General features: G+C 42.0%; 20 protein-coding genes. 14 read left to right on the top strand and 6 right to left on the bottom strand.

The genetic code is table 11. The annotated features are described in order from the left end of the window. Nucleotides 1–13: 13 nt before the first annotated feature. Entirely contained in the window at nucleotides 14–844 is an 831-nt protein-coding gene (locus MSI_RS07985) for a hypothetical protein (RefSeq protein WP_009105605.1), read from the bottom strand. A 66-nt stretch (nucleotides 845–910) separates the two neighbouring features. On the opposite strand from MSI_RS07985, the gene ilvY reads away from it, so the two are divergent. The 7 genes from ilvY (at nucleotide 911) to MSI_RS07950 (ending at nucleotide 7,654) form a co-directional block, all read left to right on the top strand. Then, nucleotides 911–1,804 (top strand): HTH-type transcriptional activator IlvY, encoded by an 894-nt coding sequence (gene ilvY / locus MSI_RS07980; RefSeq protein ID WP_009105604.1) that lies wholly within the window; start codon nucleotides 911–913, stop codon nucleotides 1,802–1,804. Continuing rightward, nucleotides 1,797–2,591 carry a hypothetical protein gene (locus MSI_RS07975; RefSeq protein WP_009105600.1) on the top strand — a complete coding sequence of 265 codons (795 nt, stop codon included), beginning with the start codon at nucleotides 1,797–1,799 and terminating at the stop codon, nucleotides 2,589–2,591. The genes ilvY and MSI_RS07975 overlap by 8 nt, the downstream gene beginning before the upstream one ends. A 10-nt stretch (nucleotides 2,592–2,601) precedes the next feature. Further along, the gene (locus MSI_RS07970; protein ID WP_009105598.1) at nucleotides 2,602–3,246 is read left to right on the top strand and encodes an HAD hydrolase-like protein; all 645 of its coding nucleotides are present in this window, start codon (nucleotides 2,602–2,604) and stop codon (nucleotides 3,244–3,246) included. Further along, nucleotides 3,243–4,415 (top strand): SLC13 family permease, encoded by a 1,173-nt coding sequence (locus MSI_RS07965; protein WP_009105596.1) that lies wholly within the window; start codon nucleotides 3,243–3,245, stop codon nucleotides 4,413–4,415. The genes MSI_RS07970 and MSI_RS07965 overlap by 4 nt, the downstream gene beginning before the upstream one ends. A gap of 136 nt (nucleotides 4,416–4,551) precedes the next feature. Beyond that, on the top strand, nucleotides 4,552–5,121 hold the full coding sequence (locus MSI_RS07960) for a hypothetical protein (RefSeq protein WP_009105593.1): 570 nt from the start codon (nucleotides 4,552–4,554) through the stop codon (nucleotides 5,119–5,121). 139 nt (nucleotides 5,122–5,260) lie between these two features. Beyond that, on the top strand, nucleotides 5,261–7,243 hold the full coding sequence (gene htpG / locus MSI_RS07955) for a molecular chaperone HtpG (protein ID WP_009105591.1): 1,983 nt from the start codon (nucleotides 5,261–5,263) through the stop codon (nucleotides 7,241–7,243). 96 nt (nucleotides 7,244–7,339) lie between these two features. After that, nucleotides 7,340–7,654: a hypothetical protein gene (locus tag MSI_RS07950; RefSeq protein WP_009105589.1), complete on the top strand. Its 315-nt coding sequence runs from the start codon at nucleotides 7,340–7,342 to the stop codon at nucleotides 7,652–7,654. A gap of 2 nt (nucleotides 7,655–7,656) precedes the next feature. Here MSI_RS07950 and MSI_RS07945 read toward each other — a convergent pair whose 3' ends face one another. Next, nucleotides 7,657–8,514: a GNAT family N-acetyltransferase gene (locus MSI_RS07945; RefSeq protein ID WP_009105587.1), complete on the bottom strand. Its 858-nt coding sequence runs from the start codon at nucleotides 8,512–8,514 to the stop codon at nucleotides 7,657–7,659. Between the two features lie 91 nt (nucleotides 8,515–8,605). Between MSI_RS07945 and MSI_RS07940 the strand changes: the two genes are divergently transcribed. The 7 genes from MSI_RS07940 (at nucleotide 8,606) to MSI_RS07910 (ending at nucleotide 17,126) form a co-directional block, all read left to right on the top strand. After that, on the top strand, nucleotides 8,606–9,274 hold the full coding sequence (locus MSI_RS07940; RefSeq protein ID WP_009105585.1) for a TetR/AcrR family transcriptional regulator: 669 nt from the start codon (nucleotides 8,606–8,608) through the stop codon (nucleotides 9,272–9,274). Beyond that, entirely contained in the window at nucleotides 9,274–9,921 is a 648-nt protein-coding gene (locus MSI_RS07935) for an epoxyqueuosine reductase QueH (protein WP_009105583.1), read from the top strand. The genes MSI_RS07940 and MSI_RS07935 overlap by 1 nt, the downstream gene beginning before the upstream one ends. A 173-nt stretch (nucleotides 9,922–10,094) precedes the next feature. Next, nucleotides 10,095–10,613, top strand: a complete 519-nt coding sequence (locus tag MSI_RS07930) for a hypothetical protein (RefSeq protein WP_009105581.1) — start codon at nucleotides 10,095–10,097, stop codon at nucleotides 10,611–10,613. Between the two features lie 40 nt (nucleotides 10,614–10,653). Beyond that, nucleotides 10,654–12,378, top strand: coding sequence for a carbon starvation protein A (locus MSI_RS07925; protein ID WP_009105579.1), 1,725 nt, complete (start codon nucleotides 10,654–10,656; stop codon nucleotides 12,376–12,378). A gap of 227 nt (nucleotides 12,379–12,605) precedes the next feature. After that, the gene (locus MSI_RS07920) at nucleotides 12,606–14,063 is read left to right on the top strand and encodes an NAD-binding protein (RefSeq protein ID WP_009105578.1); all 1,458 of its coding nucleotides are present in this window, start codon (nucleotides 12,606–12,608) and stop codon (nucleotides 14,061–14,063) included. A gap of 33 nt (nucleotides 14,064–14,096) precedes the next feature. After that, nucleotides 14,097–15,542: a TrkH family potassium uptake protein gene (locus MSI_RS07915; protein WP_009105576.1), complete on the top strand. Its 1,446-nt coding sequence runs from the start codon at nucleotides 14,097–14,099 to the stop codon at nucleotides 15,540–15,542. A gap of 81 nt (nucleotides 15,543–15,623) precedes the next feature. Further along, nucleotides 15,624–17,126: an HDOD domain-containing protein gene (locus MSI_RS07910; RefSeq protein ID WP_009105575.1), complete on the top strand. Its 1,503-nt coding sequence runs from the start codon at nucleotides 15,624–15,626 to the stop codon at nucleotides 17,124–17,126. Nucleotides 17,127–17,185: 59 nt separating this feature from the next. Here MSI_RS07910 and MSI_RS07905 read toward each other — a convergent pair whose 3' ends face one another. From MSI_RS07905 to rsmI, 4 genes are all read right to left on the bottom strand, one after another. After that, nucleotides 17,186–18,019 (bottom strand): TrmH family RNA methyltransferase, encoded by an 834-nt coding sequence (locus MSI_RS07905; RefSeq protein WP_009105574.1) that lies wholly within the window; start codon nucleotides 18,017–18,019, stop codon nucleotides 17,186–17,188. 26 nt (nucleotides 18,020–18,045) lie between these two features. Next, nucleotides 18,046–19,194 (bottom strand): iron-containing alcohol dehydrogenase, encoded by a 1,149-nt coding sequence (locus MSI_RS07900; protein ID WP_009105573.1) that lies wholly within the window; start codon nucleotides 19,192–19,194, stop codon nucleotides 18,046–18,048. 120 nt (nucleotides 19,195–19,314) lie between these two features. Then, nucleotides 19,315–19,605 carry a flagellar biosynthesis anti-sigma factor FlgM gene (locus MSI_RS07895; RefSeq protein WP_027728223.1) on the bottom strand — a complete coding sequence of 97 codons (291 nt, stop codon included), beginning with the start codon at nucleotides 19,603–19,605 and terminating at the stop codon, nucleotides 19,315–19,317. A gap of 23 nt (nucleotides 19,606–19,628) precedes the next feature. Further along, entirely contained in the window at nucleotides 19,629–20,336 is a 708-nt protein-coding gene (rsmI, locus tag MSI_RS07890) for a 16S rRNA (cytidine(1402)-2'-O)-methyltransferase (protein ID WP_009105571.1), read from the bottom strand. Nucleotides 20,337–20,365: the final 29 nt, after the last annotated feature.

Raw genomic sequence — 20,365 nt, 5'->3', positions numbered from 1 at the left:
GAAGCCAGTTTTTTTAGTATACGTATGTAAATTCTGCAATTCCAATCAGTTCGTTCACTGTGGTACCGAACTTGTCGGCAATATTATATTCAGAAATGCGGCTAACGTTAGCCTTTTCGTCATATTTTACAAGGGTGCGTTTTACAACCTTGTCATTTTCGTAAGTTGTAACTTCTGTAAGAAGACCTACATCATCATAGCGCATGCTTTCAATGCGGCTTTCTTTTAAATCCTTATCAAAATAAGTAATGGCATCAAGAACACCTTCCACTGTGTAAGCGTAAGTCTGCTTTTCACGAAGAGCGCCGTCATCACCGTAGTTGCTGAGGGTTGCAATTTTTCCGCTGTCTGTATAAGCGTAAATTGTCTTTTCTAAAAGAGCACCTTCCCCATCGTAAACGGTTTTATCAGTCATAAGGCCGTCTGTGTAAGTATAAATTGTGCGGGCCTTAAGGTTTCCTGTGTTGTCGTATTCAGAATGATCCTGCTGAACGCCGTCTTTATAAGTCATTGCAGTTTTCCATTCAAGATCATTTTCTGCGTTTGAACATACTTTTTCGCTCAAATCACCGTTATCATCATAAGTAAAGACAACCTTGCGGATAACAACATCACGTGGAGTCAGGTGGATTTCTTCAGTTTCTTTTCCATCTGTAAAATTATGAGTGGTTTTTGCAGCCGGAGTTCTGAAATAGTTTCCGAATTTTGTAGTTACAGAATAATCTGTGCGGGTAAAACTCTTAACTTTTCCGGTCTGGCTTACAGCGCCAGTGGTGAAAATATCAATGGCAAAAATCTGAAAGCTAAAAAGTGCAGCTGTTGCAAAACAAATTAGTTTTTTCATACATACCTCTCGAATGCTTTGTAATTTTATTTTATAGTATAAACAAGGCGGAATAAAGCAGATTTTATGAATTTTTACGAACTGGAATCGTTCATAACCCTTTCAAAACTTCTCCACTTTGGAAAAACGGCTGACAAAATGAACCTGAGTCCGTCTGCCCTTAGCCGAATTATTTCCCGCCTGGAAGAAGAAACCAATACAGTTCTCCTTGATAGAAATAATCGGCAGGTTTTGCTTACGGAACAAGGAAAAATATTCAAAAAATACGCCCAGGAAATGCTTGATAAGCGTAAGGAACTGGACGAGCGACTTAGCGATGTTGGTGATGAAATTGAAGGAACCCTGCACGCCTACGCTTCGGTAACTGCCTGCTATACGATTCTGCCGGAATTTATCCAGAAACTTACAACCCGCTACCCGAAAATTCACTTTTCTGTAGAAACCGGTGACCCTGCTGGTGCCATTGCGGCTGTAAAAGAAAACCGAGCTATGATTGCAGTTGCCGCCATCCCGGAAAGCGGACTTTCTATGATGGAAACAAAATCTGTTGTAAAAACACCCCTTGTTTATGCGGCTGCAAAAAATGGCCCTTACACTTCTTTGCAGGGCTCACCTCAGGATATTCTTTCTTCTGTGCCTCTGGTTCTTCCAAAAACAGGACTTGCCCGCGTTCGCTTTGATAAATGGATCCGCTCACGAAACGTAAAGCCAACGATTGCTGCCGAAACTGAAGGAAACGAGGCGGTTCTTGCGCTTGCTGCCAGCGGGCTTGGAATCGGGCTTGTTCCTCAGATTGTTCTGGAAAACGGGCCTTATAAAAATGAGTTTGAAATTTTTACTGCCGGAAACATTCTTGGCTACTACAATGTAGGCTTTATCCGCAAGTCTGAATTTTCTGGTACAATCACAAATAAAAAGATTTTTGATGCAATGGTAAAGGTGCTTAATTCTTATGACTAATAAACAGTGGCAGGCTTTCTGCGATTTTAAAGAAATTTTTAAGGCAAAAATTGAAGAATGGAAGGCTTTTGCGCCGGAACTGACTGAATTGCAGAGGGAAGCGGCTAAGGCTGCAAATACTCCTGATTATCCTTTTGAAACAAGCGTAGTTTATAACCGCGATTTAGACCGTCTTACTCAGGAGGATGACATTCACCTGATTGTGATTGGCGATAATCCTGGAAAAGACGAGCAGCTTGCAAAAAATAACCGCTACCTTGTTGGCCAGGCCGGAAAAATTGCCGACGGATTTTTTAAGAAGAATCCTGAATTAGAGACGGATTTCCGAAAAAACGTAATTATCCTGAATAAAACCCCGGTTCACAGTGCCAAAACTGCCCAGCTGAAAAAAATAATGAAAGACGGGGGCGAAAAAATTTGCCGCCTGGTAGAAGAAAGTCAGCTTTGGATGGCGGAAGAGACGGCCAGACTGCATTGCGCGCTGGTAGAAGGCGCTGAAGGTGGTGTTTCTGGCTCAGTTTTCCCACTACCTGAACTCTGGCTTGTAGGCTATTCCGAACTCAAGGAAAAGCACTTTTTTGTTCCTTACCGCGACAGACTTTTTGAAACTTACAAGGCTGACAATCCTAAGGTCTGGAATAATGTTTATGTTTTTCAGCATTTTTCCATGAACCGCTTTACGATTGACCTTAAGGACTACGTAGAAGGAAAGTCTGCGGGTTCAGAGACTCTTTTGCATAATATTCATTCTCTTGGGGAACTTCATAAAAAAGAGATTTTCGGTTAGGATAGCACAAATGAAATACGAATACATCTTTTTTGACCTTGACGGTACACTTACCGATTCCCAGGATGGTATTTTAAATTCTTTCAGAAGTATTTTTAAGCATTTTGGAATAAAAGAACCTGAATACGAGGTTTTAAGAACATATATCGGGCCTCCACTTGTTTTGACTGTTGGTCAGACCCTTGGCTTTAGCGGTGAAAAACTGCAGGAAGCCGTAAAAGTCTTCCGTTCCTATTATGATAATCAGGGATATATGGAAAACCGCGTTTACAAGGGGATTCCGGAAGCCTTGCAGCGTCTTAAAGCTCTTGGCTGCAAGCTTTCTGTAGCAACTTCCAAGCCTGAGCATACTGCAATCAAGATTATGGAGCATTTTGATATTGCAAAATATTTTGACCATATCTGCGGAAGTCTGCCGGACGAAAGCCGAAGTAAAAAAACTGATGTAATTGAATATGCAATTAAACTGAATGGAATTAGTGACCGCTCAAAACTTCTTATGGTTGGCGACCGCAAATTTGATGTAGAAGGCGCTCATCAGTCAGGATTAAAATGTGCAGGAGTTCTTTTTGGCTATGGCAGTCGTGAAGAATTTGAAGCTGCCGGTGCTGATTATATTGTTGAAAATCCAGAGGATTTAGAAAAATTATTATGAAAAAGGCATTTTCTTCTATTATAAACTTTATTAAAAAGGAGCCAGTTCTTTTTGCGGCTCTTTTTCTTGCGGTGGTGGCTGTTGCTGCTGTCCGCCCTGCCCCAGGTCTTTGCCTTGAAGCAATTGATTTTCGTACAATCGCAATTCTTTTTTCTTTGATGATTGTAATTAAGGCTTTTCAGAGTCAGAATTACCTTGATTTTATTGCGGCAAAACTTTTGCGTCTTTGTAAAACCCGCCGTTCGCTTTATTTTCTGCTTACTTACCTGGTCTTCTTCAGTTCAATGTTCGTTACAAACGACGTTGCCCTTTTGACCTTTGTGCCTATTTCCCTTTTGATTTTCAAACGTATCGAACTTCCTTCAATGAAGCTGGTTGTTCTGGAAACTCTGGCTGCAAACCTTGGTTCCTGCATCACTCCTATGGGAAATCCGCAGAACCTCTATCTTTTTTCTTACTATGGTTTTTCTGCCCTGGAATTTTTTGCCCTTACTGCAAAAATTGCCCTGCCTTCGCTTTTTATTCTTGCAGCCATGATTTTATTCCTTACAAGAAAAAAGCTTGCGGCCCACGGTGGAGCCGAAGAGCCTCACGAACTTTCGGGAAACGTTTTACAAAATCAGCTTACCTTTATCAAAATTGATTTCCGCACTTTCTTTTACATTGCAGATTTTATCATCTGTCTTTTAGCTGTTTTCCGCGTAATCAATTATCTTTACATGTTGATTTTTACCGCCGCAGTTATGGCAGTCTGCAACTTCCGCCTTTTCAAAAAAGTTGATTACAGCCTTCTGTTTACATTTGCAGGCTTTTTCATTTTCACAAAAACCCTTTCAACCGTGCAAGCCTTTTCTGACTTTATTAATTCAATGCTTTCTACCCAGCTTTCAACCTACCTTACAGGAATTATCACAAGTCAGGTAATCAGTAACGTTCCGGCTGCCCTTCTTTTAAGCGGCTTTACCCAGAATGGCGCTATGCTGCTGCTTGCAGTAAACGTCGGCGGTCTTGGCACTCTGATTGCTTCTATGGCCAGTGTAATTTCCTTCAAACTCTATTCTGCCAGCGACGAAGCCAAAGCCCAGGCCGGCGGAAACTACTTCGCAACCTTTACGCTTTACAATGTAGTCCTGCTGGTGATTTTGGGAATTGTGGTTTATCTGATTTAAAAGCCAGTATTTTTTCATTTCCAATTGTCTCTTTTTAATATTCATTCGTATAAATATATGAATGAAAAATTTATTAATAATTCTAATTCCGTGTTAGAATTATTTAGTTTCTGATAAAGCCATAAGGAGGCAGATTATGACAAATGCAGAATTGAAAGAAGCTTTTGGAAAAATGGGTGTATCTGCTGAAGATACAAATAAAGTTTTGGAAAGATTTGATGCTGAAAAAATCTCAGAAATAGTAGAAGAAGCAAATACTCCAGAAGAAGCTTTTGAAGCAATTCATAAAGCTTATCCTGAGCTTGAAGTTGAAAAAATGAAAGAACAGGTGAACTTCTTCCGTGATCAGCTTGAAACTGCTGCAAAAGAATATAAGGAAAAAAAGCCGGTTGAACTTACAGAAGGCGAACTTGAAAATGTTGCAGGTGGCGGCTTTTGGGGAGATGTTGGCGACTGGTTCAAGAGTAACTGGAAGGCTATTGCTGTTGGAGCTGCTATTGTTGTCGGTGCAGCTTTGATTGGTACAGGAATTGGTGCTGCAATTGGTTCGACAATGATTGCTTTTATTGCAGCAGGTCCAGGCTTATGGATGATGGGTACCTGCGCCGCAACCGGAGCTTTAATCGGTGGCGGAGTAGGACTGGGTGTCGGCGGTATTATTACAGGTATCCTTGGAGGAACAGGAGTTCTTTCAAAGGTAAATTAAGTCATAAGAATATAGGAAAAGCGGATTTTCGGGTTCTAAGGTGGCATGAAAATCCGCTTTTTTTTCTTGCCCTTTTATAAACTTCGTTATTATTTTTATAATTGAATTTAAATTAGATTTTCAAAATCGAGGTTATAAAATGGCAACACATCAGTTTAAAACAGAAGTTAACCAGCTTTTGCAGCTTCTGATTCACTCACTTTATTCTAACAAAGACATTTTCCTGCGCGAAATCGTTTCTAACGCATCGGATGCTCTGGATAAGCTTAAGTATCTTACAGTTTCTGATGACGCTTACAAATCAATTAATTTTACACCGCGCATCGACATTACTTTTGATGAAAAAGAAAACATTCTTACCGTTCAGGATTCTGGTATTGGTATGAATGATGAAGATTTGACAAATAACATCGGTACAATTGCCCGCTCTGGAACTAAATCCTTCTTTGAAAAACTTTCAGGCGACGCTGCTAAAGATTCTGCCCTTATCGGTCAGTTTGGTGTAGGTTTCTACTCTGCATTCATGGCTGCTAAAAAAATCGACGTTTATTCACGCAAGGCTGCAGGCGACGGAAAAATCTGGCATTGGGCAAGCGACGGAACAAACTCTTACGAACTTGATGAAGTTGCAGCAGACAGCGCTGTAGCTAAAAAATACGGTTTTGATAAGCCTGAACTCAGCGGTTCTGCAATCGAAATGCACCTGAACGACGACAGCAAGGAATATGCTTCAAGATGGAAGATTGAAGAGCTCATCAAAAAATATTCAGACCACATTGCATTCCCAATTTTCCTTCACTATGAGCAGAAAAAATATGATGACAAAGGAAAAGAAACTGGAAGCGAAAGCAAAATCGACCAGGTAAACTCTGCATCGGCTTTGTGGAAGCGCTCTAAATCTGAGCTTAAAAAAGAAGATTACAACGAATTCTATAAAACAAACTGCCACGACGGCAGCGACCCTCTCCACTACGTTCACACACACGCAGAAGGAACTCAGGAATATACAACTTTGTTCTATGTTCCACAGAATGCTCCTTTTGACATGTACCAGGCTGATTACAAGAGCGGCGTAAAACTTTATGTAAAACGCGTTTTCATCACTGATGATGACCGTGAACTTTTGCCATCTTACCTGCGCTTTGTACGCGGTATTATCGACTCAGAAGATTTGCCATTGAACGTAAGCCGTGAAATCCTTCAGCAGAACAGAATTCTTGAAAACATCAAAAAGCAGTCTGTAAAGAAGCTTCTTGGTGAATTCAAAAAGATGGGCGAAGATGCAGACAAGGCCCGCAAAACTGAAGCTGACAAACGCTCTGATGATGAAAAGAAAGCAATTGAAGACTGGAACAAGTTTGTAAAGAACTTCAACCGTCCTATGAAGGAAGGTTTGTATTCTGACTACGAAAACCGCGATGAAATTGCAGAAATCATCCGCTTTAAGTCTACAGATGCAAGCGGTACAGGCGACGGCAACTACACAAGCTTTGCAGACTACGTTCAGCGTATGAAGACTGACCAGAAGGCAATTTTCTACATCAGCGGAAGCGACGAAAAGAACCTTCGTGCAAACCCTCTTGTTAAAGCTTACACAGAAAAAGGCTTTGAAGTTTTGATTTTGGACGATGACATTGACGACATCGTAATTCCAGGCTTTGGCAAATACAAGAACGAGTTTGAACTTAAGGCTGTAAACCGCTCTGGTTCTGATGAAGACCTTGGCGGCGACAAGAAAGAAGCTGAAAAGAAAGAAAAAGAGTTCAAACCGGTTGTAGAAAAGATTAAAAAGGCTCTTGGCGAAAGAGTTAAGGAAGTTAAGCTTTCTAAGACTTTGAGCGGCGAAAACCCTTCGTGTATCGTTGTTGATGAAAACGACCCATCTTATCAGATGGTTCAGATGATGAAGGCAATGGGTCAGCCAGGTCCAGAGCTTAAGCCAATTCTTGAAGTAAACGGCGATCATCCAATCCTTGCAAAAATCAAGGACAGTGACGACGAAGCTTTGATTGCTGATGTTTCAGAAGTTCTTCTTGATCAGGCTCTGCTGATTGCAGGCGTTGAGCTTAAAGAACCAGCTGAGTTTGTTAAACACCTTAACAATCTTTTGAGCAATGCCTAAAATCGAAGAACCGTTAAAAACTGAACCGAAAGGGTCAGTTTAGGTTCATCGTGAAAATGGCTCGGCAAAACTTTGTTTTGCCGTTTTTAGAGATTTATGAGTATTAAAATTGTAGTTCTAATTATTTTAGCTTTTCTTGCAGGGCTGACCTTCATCGGGACAGGAATTTACTTTCTCTCCGGAAGTTTCCTTGAAAAATTGAATGCAAGTTCTGCGGCAGATGAAGAAAGCAAAAGAAAAAATGCATTCAGGGCTAAGGGAAGCGGAATGACTGCAATTTCGCTTGGAGCTCTAACTCTTGTCTGGGGCTTAATGCTATTAAGTTTTCCACAGATTGCGGCGGCGCTTGGCCTTGCTTACATGTTTTTCTTAATTGCTGCTTTTGGTGTAATAACGCTTGTATTTAAATAGAACTAAAAATAGGTGATGGAATAAGATCCGCACTCTTTGAACCTCAGCTTTTTGTATAATTCAAGGGCTGGGGTATTTTTTTCTTTAACGTAGAGGGTAACGGTGCGACCAGTGCGCAGAATGCGGGAGCAGAGGTTGTAAACAAGCTGGCAGGCATAGCCGTTACGGCGGTAAAGAGGATTTGTGTAAATGCCCCCAAGCTGCACGCAGTTCCAGCCGATGGCGTTGCTGTTTGCCTTTGCTACAGGCTCTCCGTCGCTAAAGAGAGTAAGACAAATCTGGTTTTTAAGGATTTGCTTTAGAATTACGTTGATTTCTAAATCGCCGGGATTTTTGCCCGCAGGAGCAACTTCTTCCATTATATAGTGTTTTTGCAGGTCAAAAATAATTTCTGCATCGTGTTCGGGATTTGCCATGCGGCGGATTTCATCGCCGGGCTGAAGGGGCTCTGGCGGCGGGGTAAGCTGGTCGGCCGGAGAAAGGCACATGAGTTTGTAACGATTAGTTTGAGGCTGATGACCGGCAGGCGGCACTGAGGCCTGGGTAGACTGCACCAGAGCTTTCAGGCTTTCTGACACAGTAAGTTCACCGTTGACGCATTTGACGGGGTGGGTAAGAAGAAAGTTGCCTAAGACCTGAGTAAGCTCCGCTGCGTGTGCGGAGAAACTCGGTATACAGTGCAAAAGAGTGCCTTTTGCGTAGAAGACGCCGCAGATTTCTTCATCATTATCCTTTATGGCATAAATGTCTCCCCGGTTTTTTCGCACGTAAGAGGAAAGCTGAACGCACATTTTTTCGTGAGGACTTAGAAAATTCTGAATGAGGGCAGGAGGCAGCTGCTCTGCGGGAATAATTTGCATCTATTTATAACTGTCCAGCAAATCAAAAAAAAAATCAACTAATAAAGGTTTTGCTCTAAACTAATACCCGTTAGTTCCCGATAAATTTTCTATGAGCAAAAAGAATATCTCACAGGAAAAAATCATACAGTCATTCATATCTTCAGCCTTTGAAAAAAGCCCTGGTGCAACTTCACTCAGCGACATCAGCGATATGCTGGGAATAAAAAAGGCCTCTCTTTACAATCATTTTGAAAGCCGCGACGCAATGTACGATGCAACTCTTGAGTTTTGTGCCTCTGAAATTGCAAAGGTTGGTTTTAAAACCGAGCAGACTATTGATGCAATCATTAAAAATAAGACTTCACCAAACGTGCTTTTTAAAAAACTGATTACCCGCTTTTTTAATCTTTTTGAAAACGAACCGCTTTTTGAAATGTACAGCTTTGTGCGAACCGAGCAGTATTTTAATATTAAGGCTCTGGAAATTGTCCGCGCGGAAAATAAAAAGATTTATGATGATATCTTCCATATTATTGAAGCCTTTAACGCAGTTGGAAAATTGAAAGTAAAAGACAAGGAAATTGCCGAAACTTCAAACGTTTTGAGCGCCTTTATAATTCATAACCGCGATTTTTACATTGCAAACCGCAAGGAAATTGTGCGACAGAATCCGGAAAGCGGTGCTGGAAGTCTATTTGCCCTTCCTACCGATGGTCAGGCGTTGAACAAAATTACAAAATCCTGTGAAATAATGATGAAAAAATATCTGGGATTTTAGTGGCTAAATCTATCTATCAAAAGGAACTTGATCAACTTCTCTCTTCGCTGGAAAAAAGCGGAAAAAAGCTGACCTTGCTGCTTCATGCCTGTTGCGGTCCCTGCTCTTCTTATGTCATTGAGTATTTGACGGAATTTTTTGACATTACCATTCTATATTACAATCCTAATATTTATCCTCAGGAAGAATATGAACGCAGGCTTGGCGAACTGGAAGATTTTCTTCCGCGTTTTAGCCCGGCGGTTCTGGGAAAAGTAAAGCTTGTAAAGGCGGAATACCAGCCGGCTCAGTTTTATGAGGCTGTGGGCACTGATAAGGAGCCCGAGCTTGCCCGAGAGCCTGAAAAAGGGGAACGCTGCCGCCGCTGCTATGAACTGCGTTTGAAACGGGCATATCAGTATGCTGCTGAACATAATTTTGATTATTTTTGTACAACGCTGAGTATAAGTCCTTTTAAGGATGCAGAAAAAATCAATGTAATTGGCCAAAACCTTACTGCGGGGGATACTTCGCCAGCTGCTCCAAAATGGCTTCCTTCCGATTTTAAGAAGAAAAGCGGTTTTTTACGAAGTCTTGAAATCAGCGAAGAATACGGCCTCTACCGCCAGCAGTACTGCGGCTGTGTGTATTCGGCACGTAAAGAATAGTATTCACCCCAACCACTTGCGCCTCGCGCAAGTGCCAGCTGGCTCACTGCATCCGGAAGTTGTGGACAGCCTTTTTAGCCAGCGTCATAATGACTAATCCAAAACACTTGCGTCTGTTAACACCGCCAGCATTTAGTTGACAACTTTAATTATACTGAATATTATTAAGTATTATGAAAGTCAATGGCGGCGCACAGGAAGCTCAGAATTCCGAAAGCATATTACAAAAGCTTCTTCATTCATTCGAACGTTATTACAACGTCCGCGAGGAATGTGTTGTCGCACCTTTTTCTGCAGAAGCAGAGTTTCATTCCCACAGTGAACAGTATTTTCTAGTAAAATCCGCACACGTAGCAGACATAGATTCCAACGAGTATGTTTTTTTTGCAGAGGAAGAAGAACTGGATTATATCCTCTTTGAACAGCTTGCTCAAAAAGCCTGGGAAGAAGGTCTTTCCCGCGTTCATCCTTACAGCGGCCACCGTAATTCAGACGTAACCCTTATCATTCTTGCAAATAAAATCTCGGACAACGCCTTCCGCTTTATCAAGAAAGAAAAAAAATCAAAATCATATAAATTCAGCCTTCATGGCTGGAGTAACTTCAGGGCATTAGCTTATGAAACTTCTACAGGTCGAACCGTTACTAACCGTCACGGCAGCGTCCTCAAAAAGCTGGTAAGCACGCTATAAAAAAGTAACTTTCCGTAAATGGAAAAAGGAGAACAAAAAAATGACAGCATTATTAATTATTCTTGCTGCTCTCGCTCTGCTTTTCATCGGCTATGTTGGATATGGCTCTTGGCTTGCAAAGCAGTGGGGAATTGACCCTGCAAAAAAAACTCCTGCCGTAGAAAAAGCTGACGGTGTGGATTATGTTGAGGCAAAACCAGCGGTTTTGATGGGACATCACTTTTCTTCTATTGCTGGAGCTGGTCCAATTAACGGCCCTATTCAGGCCGCAGTTTTCGGCTGGGTACCGGTTTTCTTGTGGTGTGTAATCGGTGGTATTTTCTTTGGTGGTCTTCAGGATTTTGGCTCTCTTTTTGCTTCTGCCCGCCACGATGGTAAGTCTGTTGGTGAAATCATCAAAGATTCAATGGGAAAAACTTCAAAACGCCTTTTCATCATTTTTGCTCTTCTCGTTTTAATCCTTGTAATTGCTTCTTTTGTAAACGTTGTTGCCGGAACTTTCCTTTCTAAAGACGGACGCTTTGGTATTGTTGCTAATCCTACCGGAAGCCAGACAACTGCTATGATTTCTCTGCTTTTCATCGTTCTTGCAATCGGATATGGAATCCTTACAAACCGCATGGGCGTAAAAACTCTTCCTGCTACAATTGCCGGAATCGCTGGAATCGTTCTTGCTGTTGTAATCGGTTTGAACTACGGTTTTGCAATGAGCCGCACAGCATGGATTGTATTCATCGGTGCTTACATTACAATTGCTTCTCTTGTTCCTGTATGGATTTTGCTGCAGCCACGTGATTATCTTTCTTCTTTCCTTTTGTATGCGATGATGGCTCTGGCTCTTGTTGGTATTATTGTTGCTGCCATTACAGGAAATACTACATTTGAGCTTCCTGCATTTACATCTTATACAACAAAAATCGGACCAATGTTCCCAGCCCTCTTCATTACAGTTGCCTGCGGTGCCTGCTCTGGTTTCCATTCTTTGATTGCAACAGGTACAACTTCTAAGCAGCTGGACAGTGAAAAGAATGCAAAAGCAATTGGTTACGGTTCAATGCTTATTGAATCAGCCTTGGGAATTATTTCACTTATCGCTGTTGGTATGGTTTCTAAAGGATTTATTGTAGACGGCGCTTTCAAAGGTGCTCCTCCGGTAGCATTTGCATCAGGTGTTGCAAAAATGTTCGGATTTGCAGATCAGAACAACGCAATTTACGCTCTTTTGACTCTTGCAGTTTCTGTTTTTGCCCTTACATCTCTTGATACAGGTACCCGCCTCAGCCGCTTTATGTTCTCTGAACTTTTCCTTAAGGATAATGAACGTTCTTATAAGGATGCAAAAGGTGTTCGCAAACTGCTTGCATTCCCATTGTTCGGAACTTTCCTTATGGTTGCAATCGGTTGTGTTCTTGGTGGTCTCAGCCTTTCTCAGATCTGGGGTCTCTTTGGTGCTGCAAACCAGCTCCTTGCCGGAATTGCTTTGATGGCAGTTGCTGCATGGCTTGGCCAGGTTGGAAAGAACAATAAAATGTTCATCATTCCAACTGTATTTATGCTTGCTGCAACACTTACACAGCTTGTACGCACTGTAATTACTAAAGTTTCTGCAATGAGCGCTGGTGCTCCAAAGGCTTTCCACTGGGGCAACTGGTTCCAGCTGGTATTTGCTTCTGCAATGGCTATTCTTGCTGTTGTTCTTGTAATTGAAGGTGTAAAAACTTTCGCTACACAGCGCAAAGGTAAAAAGGCCGCTATTGCTGCTTGAATATAAAGATAGAAAACGCTTTATATAAGTAAAACAGGCGCGAGGGCGGGTGTGTGGTTCAAAAACACTTTGTTTCTGGCGGCCGCGAGAGCGGCCAAATCTATAGTTTCTTTACCACAAACAACGTGTAGCGCGATATCGCGCGGTTTTGAACCATGCACCCGCCCGGGAGCCTACTTTCATTTTTATATAGAATTCCTGCCTTATCTGCTTTATAATAAATCATTATGAAAATTGTAATTGTGGGCGCTGGCTTTACCGGCATACAGCTCGCTAAACTTCTCATCAATGAAAAAAATCAGGTTGCCTTAATAGACAATAATGAAGATACAATCCGCCATGCTCAGAATCAGCTTGACTGTACGGTTTTGTGCGCAGATGGTAATAACCTTGAAACACTTGAAAGCGTAGGTATTCAAAAGGCAGATGCCCTTGTCTGCGTAACAAGCTCAGACGAAGTAAACATGATTACCTGTTCCCTTGTGGATGCAGTTTATCCAGACCTTTTGAAAATTGCCCGTGTACGTAACTATGCCTACTACGTAAATACTGCCTCTGCTGAAAAAAAACACAGCGACACATTTGGGGCAAAACACCGCCCACTCTATGGCATCAACTATATGATAAACCCGGATGTTGAAGCTGCGGACGCAATTGTAAAGGCAATTGAAAACGGTGCCGTAGGAAATGTCCTTACCTTTGATAATTCAAATCTGGAAATTGCCAGAATTACAGTAAATGAAAAATCGGATTTTGACGGAATCAGCCTTAAAGAAATACGCTCAAAAACAGATATTAAATTCCTTGTTGTATACATAGAAAAAGATGGAAAAACTTCACTTCCTTCCGGAGACAGCTCTGTAAATGCAGGCGATATTCTTGGTGTTCTTGTTCAGAAAGAGCAGCTTGCAAACGTGATGAAGCTTTGCGGAACTTCGCCTAAGGAAATGCGTAAGGTTGCCCTGATTGGTGCCGGAAGAATCGGGACAATTGTTGCAGATAAATTCTTAAATCCAGAAAAAACTGATGTGCAGAAGGGATTCCTCAAAAAAATCAGTGCTTTTGTAGAAAAACGTACCCAGGATTTTGTAATTATTGATTCCCATGATGCCCTGGCTAAAGCTGCGGCAGAGCGTTTCCCTGATGCCCGCGTAATGTGCGCTGATGCCACAGATGAAAGTTTTTTGCGCGATGAAGGAATTACTTCCTACGACCTTGCAATCTGCGCTACCCATAATCATGAACTTAATATGGTTCTTGCGGCCTATCTTGAATCACTGGGAGTTGGTCAGACAATCAGCCTTGTTACAAGTTCAGCCTTTGAAACAATTGCCATAAAACTTGGTGTTGATGTTCCGGTTGCCCTTCGCGATGCGGTTGTAGACTCAATTATGAGCCATCTGCGCGGAAAGTCTGTAAAGGAAATCCACACAGTAACAAACGGCCAGCTTGAGATTGTAGAATGTGAAATCGGGGCTAAATCTAAGGTTTGCGCAAAAGCCCTTAAAGAGATTTCAAATCCTGGACTTTTCCTTGTGCTTTTGAGCCGCCAGTCCGGCATAGAAGAATATAAGATTGTTGACGGAAACACCAAGCTTTATGCCGGTGACCACGTTGTAATTATTGTTCCTGGCGAACAGAGCAAAAAAGTGCTGTCTTATTTTGCCGGAAGCGATGACGACTAATGCCTGGTTAACGGCTTTTATACGGAGCGTATTTTGTTTGCAATATATTTTTTAAAGATAATTTCAGTTCTTATTGCCATTGTCGGTGCTATGATGCTTATGCCGCTTGGAGTGGGACTTGCACTTGGTGAGCAGAGCGTAATACTTCCTTTTTTACTTCCAATGCTCTTAAGTTTTGTGATTCTTGCGGCAGTTTTTTTTCCGACAAGAAAGGTTAAAATCAGCATAAATACCCGCCAGACCTACCTTATTGTTGCCGGTTCCTGGATTTTTATGAGTCTTTTTGGCGCAATTCCGCTTTTTGCGGCAGGCGCTTTTCCTTCCATCACCGATGCCGTTTTTGAAAGTGCCAGCGGTTTTACAACTACTGGTTCTACTGTCTGCGGTCATCTTGAAGATTTACCCCGCTCTATAAACCTCTGGCGCTGTATTACCCACTGGATTGGCGGTATGGGAATTGTAACGTTGACTGTTGCCCTGCTTCCGCTTTTGGGTGTGGGTGGATTTCAATTGATTAAGGCCGAAACTACCGGACCGGAAAAAGGAAAAATTACCGCGCGAATTACGACAACTGCAAAATATCTTTGGATTATATACGCGGGATTTACCTTGACCGAAGCAATCCTTCTTAAAATTGCCGGAATGGACTGGATTGATGCCTTTTCTCATGCTTTTTCTACTTTGGGAACAGGCGGTTTTTCTCCAAAGGATTCCAGTATCGGCTGGTATAATTCTGCCGCAATTGATGTAATCATCACTGTATTTATGTTTTTTGCAGGGATAAACTTCAGTCTTTTCTATTATATTATTGTCCGCAAATTTGATGATATCCGCGAAAATTCTGAGTTTAAGGCTTATCTTACCATCGTAATTTTTGCAATTCTTGCAGTTGCGCTCAGTCTTGGCGGAATATATAATGCCTTCCCTCAGAAGCTACGCTATTCAGCCTTCCATGTAGTTTCCCTTCTTTCTACAACGGGATTTTCTACTGCTGATTTTACCCTCTGGACTCCTGCAGCTCAGTTCTTCCTTTTTGCACTTTTCTTTATCGGCGGATGTTCAGGTTCTACAAGCGGTGGAGTTAAGGTTGTTCGCTGGGTAATTTTATTTAAGCAGGTTGGTAATGAAACTAAGAGAATGCTTCATCCCCACGGAATTTTTGCAATCAGATTAAATAACCGGGTTGGCCGCAAGGATGTAGTTTTTAGCGTAACTGCTTTTATGACACTTTACTTTTTCCTTGTTGCCCTTACAACGCTGGTTGGCTGCATTGGTCAGCTTGACTTATTTACAGCCTTCACCGGGGCTCTTAGTATGGTTGGAAATGTAGGTCCTGCCGCAGGCTTTTTAGGCCCAAGCGGAAATTTTGGATTTCTTCCAGATTTTGTAAAATGGTGGTACTGTTTTGCAATGCTGGCGGGTCGTCTTGAGCTTTATACAATGATTATGTTCTTCCTTCCTCAATATTGGGAAAGATAAAAATTATAACAAAAAGATATTCGGAGTGGTTAGCCAAAATATTTTACAAAAATAAATTATTAGATTAAAATTAATAAGATAATGGTAAGCGATTTTGATGAAAAGCTTGAAGTAGACAGAGAGAAAATCCGCAACTCAGTCAGACTTCAAATGCCTCTTGAAATTACGACATATACTCTTTCACGCAACATGGAGATTTATATCTATGATATCCTTACCGTGTTCCTTGAAGAATGTCATCAGGAGCAATTGATTCAAAATCTAAAATACTGTCTGGGCGAACTTCTTACCAATGCAAAAAAAGCCAATACAAAGCGCGTTTATTTTAAGGAAAAGGGATTAAACATCAACAATCCGGAAGAATATGAACGCGGTATGAATGAGTTTAAAATAGATACTCTTTCAAATATCGACCATTATCTTGAACTCCAGAAAAAAGCAGGTTTATATATCAAACTTGTACTCCAGCTCTGCGGCCGCACTTTAAAAATTCAGGTAAAAAACAAGGCTGTGCTCACACTGGACGAAGAGCAGAGAATCAGGCAGAAAATTCAAAACGCCAAAAAGTTCAACAGTATTGAAGAAGTTTACGCTAAGGCGCTTGACCCCTCTGAAGGTGCGGGACTGGGTATTATCATCATCATCCTTATGCTTCAGAAGGCTGGACTTGGAAAAGACAGCTATAAATGCTATTCAACTGATAAAGAAACAATTACAGAAATCATTCTGCCATGTAACGAAGTGGTTTATTCGGCAGTGCAGATGCTTACCTACGAGTATATTAATCTTCAGGAACAGATTCCAATCCGCCTTGCTACCTATCGTCAGGTTCAGGCCCTTTTGAATGAGCCTTCCATTGACCGCGATGCGCTTTTGAAAGTTGTCATGCATGATGATACGCTGGCGCTTCTGATTTTGAAAAATACTGTAGATCATAACCGCGAGCAGTTGAATCTGAAAAAAGCTCTTGCCCAGTTTAGTGATGATGAACTTCGCAAAATTATTTCTTCTGAAAATAAAGAAGTTGAAATAATGGAATTTAAAGATCTGGAAACTTCAAAGCAGCATTCGCAGAAGGTTGCCTACTACGCTTATAACCTCTGCAAAAATCAGCCTGATTTCCAGGTTATTTTCTCGCCGGAAGAATATTATTCAATTGGTTTGATTAACAATATCGGATTTGAACTTTTGCGTAATCCTACTCAGACTCAGGAAAAATATATTACTGAGTTGAGCGAGCAGTACGAAGAAGCTGAAAAAATCCGCGAAACCTTCTATCAGGGAAATGCAGGTACTTTTATTACTTACGGCTATTTGAAAAAACTGAAATTCTCAGACGAAACTTTAAGTCTTGTTCACGGCTGGAATAATCCGGAGCTTGCTTCTGATAAAATCAAGCAGTTCCTGCCGCCGCTTTATATTGCCGAAGTTCTTCTGGCTTACAGCGAAAATCAGCTGGATTTCTATCAGATTGATCCTAAGCAGCTGGCAAAATTTGATATTTTTACGGAAGATCAGTTTGTGTATGTGCTTAATAAGCTGAATGATGCTTTTGCTGAAGAAAATCCGGAAGAAAAACTCTAAAAAATCAGTTAAGAGTGTTTTTGGCACACGTCCTGTTCCTTCCGTCTTTTTTGCAATTATTAATTCTTCTGGTTTCTTGTCAGCGCTTCTACCCACTTCTGCATTAATATTCCAAATGCCACACCGACATTCAGCGAGGCTTTAAGGCCTTTCATTGGGATTGTGACGCGGCCGTAAGTGGCTCTGGCAAGGGCTTCGGGGCTTACGCCTAACTCTTCTGAACCTATAATGCAGATTCCCCGCTCTGGAAATTCAAACTCATTTATATCAGTGCCGCCTGTTTCCAGGGCAAAAACTGGCAGGTCTTGAGGCAATTCGCCCAGAGAACAGCGTTCCCAGCCCATAGTTTCAATGCAGCCCATACCGCTTCTGATTGCGCGGGGCTGTTCCGGGTCAGTACAGAATGGCGAAATGTATACTTTTTCGGCACCCATTGCTTCGGCAGAGCGGAAAATTGAGCCAAGGTTAAAAGGTGAGCGGATATCTTCTGCGTAAACGGCAACGCCAGGGAAAAAATCCCGCTGGCGGACAGTGCCGTCTTCCTCTACAGGGGCTGCGTGAGGCGCAATTACTAAGTCCCATTCGGCAGGGAAGGTTCCTATTAATGCTAAAAGGTGATTTCTGGCGCAGTTACACAGGCGCAGTTCATCAAAAGGCTGGGCAGCAAGAAGGCGCTTTAATTCGTTGGCGGCGCCCTGAGGCAGTTTTGGGTCTTTAAGCAGAACCTTTGTTACTTCCCGCACGTATTCAGCGCGGGTCATGCTTGTAAAATTATATTCAGTTCCCTTTTCGGCAATTCCCTGAATGTCTCGTTCAAGGGCTCCAAAAGTTAAAGCCAGCTTACGGCGTTTCTGACCGCCTTCCAGCTGAAAGAGTTTTCCTGGTTCAATCATAAAATCTCCGGGCGGGGCAAGCTGCCCTAGTAGGCCTGCTTAATAAAGGTGAATAAGTCATCGGCAGTCATGCTGCGCGGAAGCTGATTCATTATTTCGGTGTCTTTAATGTCTTCAATTACTACGGCAAGCTGTTCAATTGTAAGCTTTGTATCCTTAAGTCTTGTCGGCAGGTTTGCAGCGGCAATTCTCTGGCGTACATAATCAATAAAAGCAGAAACTGCTTCTTCGCCGGTCTGTTCTTCTGTGGCAGCACCAAGCAGATGAGAAAGCTTTTCCAGCTTTGCAGCCTTGAATTTTCCTGCGTCTTCCATTGCAAAAGGGAGCAGAATGGAAGCAAGTAGAGGCTTTTTAATCTGATAGCGGGCGTTAATTCCAATAGAAAGCAGGGTGTTCATTCCCAGTGCGGAAGTTGAGGCTGCCATGCTGACCATTGCACCAGCCTGAGCAAGCAGCACTTCTTCCGGTGTTGTAATTTCTATGGAAGGAGAACCATTGAAAGCATAATTCAGAATTTCAACCGCTTTTTCTGCAAACATATCGCTGAAAAAGTTTGCCTTCTGAGAAATATAGGCTTCAATTGCCATTCCTAAAAGTTCCAGAGATAAAGTTGCCTTCTGATTGTCAGTCAAAGAAAGCATGAGGTTAGGATCAACCAGGGCAAGCTTACATACGTTAGGCTGGATTTTCAGAATTTTTATCTGATGATTGCGGCTGTCTGCAATCGGTAAATCTGATGTAAAAATAAATGGAAAGCGGAAAACCGTAGGCACGCAGATACAGTGTATCGGCTGGGCATTAGGCTGTGCGCCTCCTACAAATGTGTAGAAATCGTGGACTTCATTATAGTAAGCGGCAACTGCGCGGCCGATAGTCATAGCCTTCATTCCGCCAACAGCAATAACTCCATGAACGTGAGCCTCGCGGGCAAGTTTAAGGGCGCGGGCAACGGCCTTTGTAGATGTCCCGTCAGTCAATTCTGAATAAACGATAGTTTCAATTTTGTGTTCGCTGAGCGCCTGCTGCACTTTTTCGGCAAGCTTTACCTCACGTAAAATCGGGTCCAGCACGACAAAAAATCTTGTGCCCCATTCACGAACCTGCTGACCAAGTCGCGAAACTGTATAGTCACCAATTATGATATTTGGATTAATTCTGAAAACAAAGTCAGACATTTTAAACTCTCCTGCGGGCCGGGAGCCCTAACTTTTTAAACAAAAAAAGGCGGAACGACAATGCGTCCGCCTTATAATAGCTTAATTAAGCGATTTTTTGAATTCCTTTTTTACAGTCAATTAAAGTCCAAGAGCAGTAAGGAATTTGTCTGCGGCAGAACCGAATACTGAATCATTCAAGTAAGAAGGATCTTTAATCTTTTCTCTTACTTCAGCAATTCTGTCAGCACGAACATCCGGGGTTTCTGCTGCAACCTTGTCCAGGTAATATGCTTCTGCCATTTTTTCAGCTTCTTTTGAAACTGAAATTGAATCTGATTCCGTTGAACGAACTTTTGCTGCGCTTTCAGATTTGCGAGTTTCCTGAACATTGTTCAAAGGATTGATTGAATTAATTCCATTAATCATCATAATTTCCTTCCCCTATACCTATTTTAATTATCGGCAGATTCTTCCGAATGTTTATCTTTTTTTGTACCAGAAATGAAAACTGCGAACTCTCCTTTTATGGATTGTCTTGAAGCATAATCCTCATACAGTTCCTGTGCGGTTCCGCTGGTGATTTCTTCGTGCAGTTTGGTCATTTCACGTCCAACTACAATACGTCTGCTACTTTCAGTATCGGAAATATCTTTAAGAAGCTTAACGATTCTGAAGGGACTTTCGTAAAAAATTATTGCATTTCCACTGTCCATCAGTTCTTTTACGCGGCTCTTACGTTTGCCCGGTTTTGGAGAAAGGAAGCCTTCAAAAACCAGAGTTTTTCCGCCCGAACCGGCAACGCTAACTAAGGTTGCAAAGGCAGCTGGTCCCGGAATAGGAACAACTTCAAAGCCAGCCTCACGCACAAAGTCCACAAGAACTGCGCCCGGATCACTGATTCCAGGAGTTCCCGCGTCGCTTGCATAGGCAACGTCATGTCCTTCTTTAAGCAGCTTAATTACATTTTCCGAAGCAAATTTTTCGTTCTGAGCCCGGCAGGAAATCAGCGGCTTTTTAATCTCAAAATGATTCAAAAGCTGGAGAGTATGGCGGGTATCTTCTGCCGCCACGTAATCAACGTTTCTAAGCGTCTCAACCGCGCGGTAGGTAATATCACCAAGATTTCCAATCGGAGTTCCAATAACGTAAAGCTTTGCCACGCAACTATTATATTCTATATGGAAGAAAA

The sequence above is a fragment of the Treponema sp. JC4 genome, from assembly GCF_000260795.1.
Taxonomy (GTDB): Bacteria; Spirochaetota; Spirochaetia; order Treponematales; family Treponemataceae; genus Treponema_D.
The sequence above is the reverse complement of the archived record's forward strand: the minus strand, read 5'-3'. Positions and strand labels throughout refer to the sequence as shown.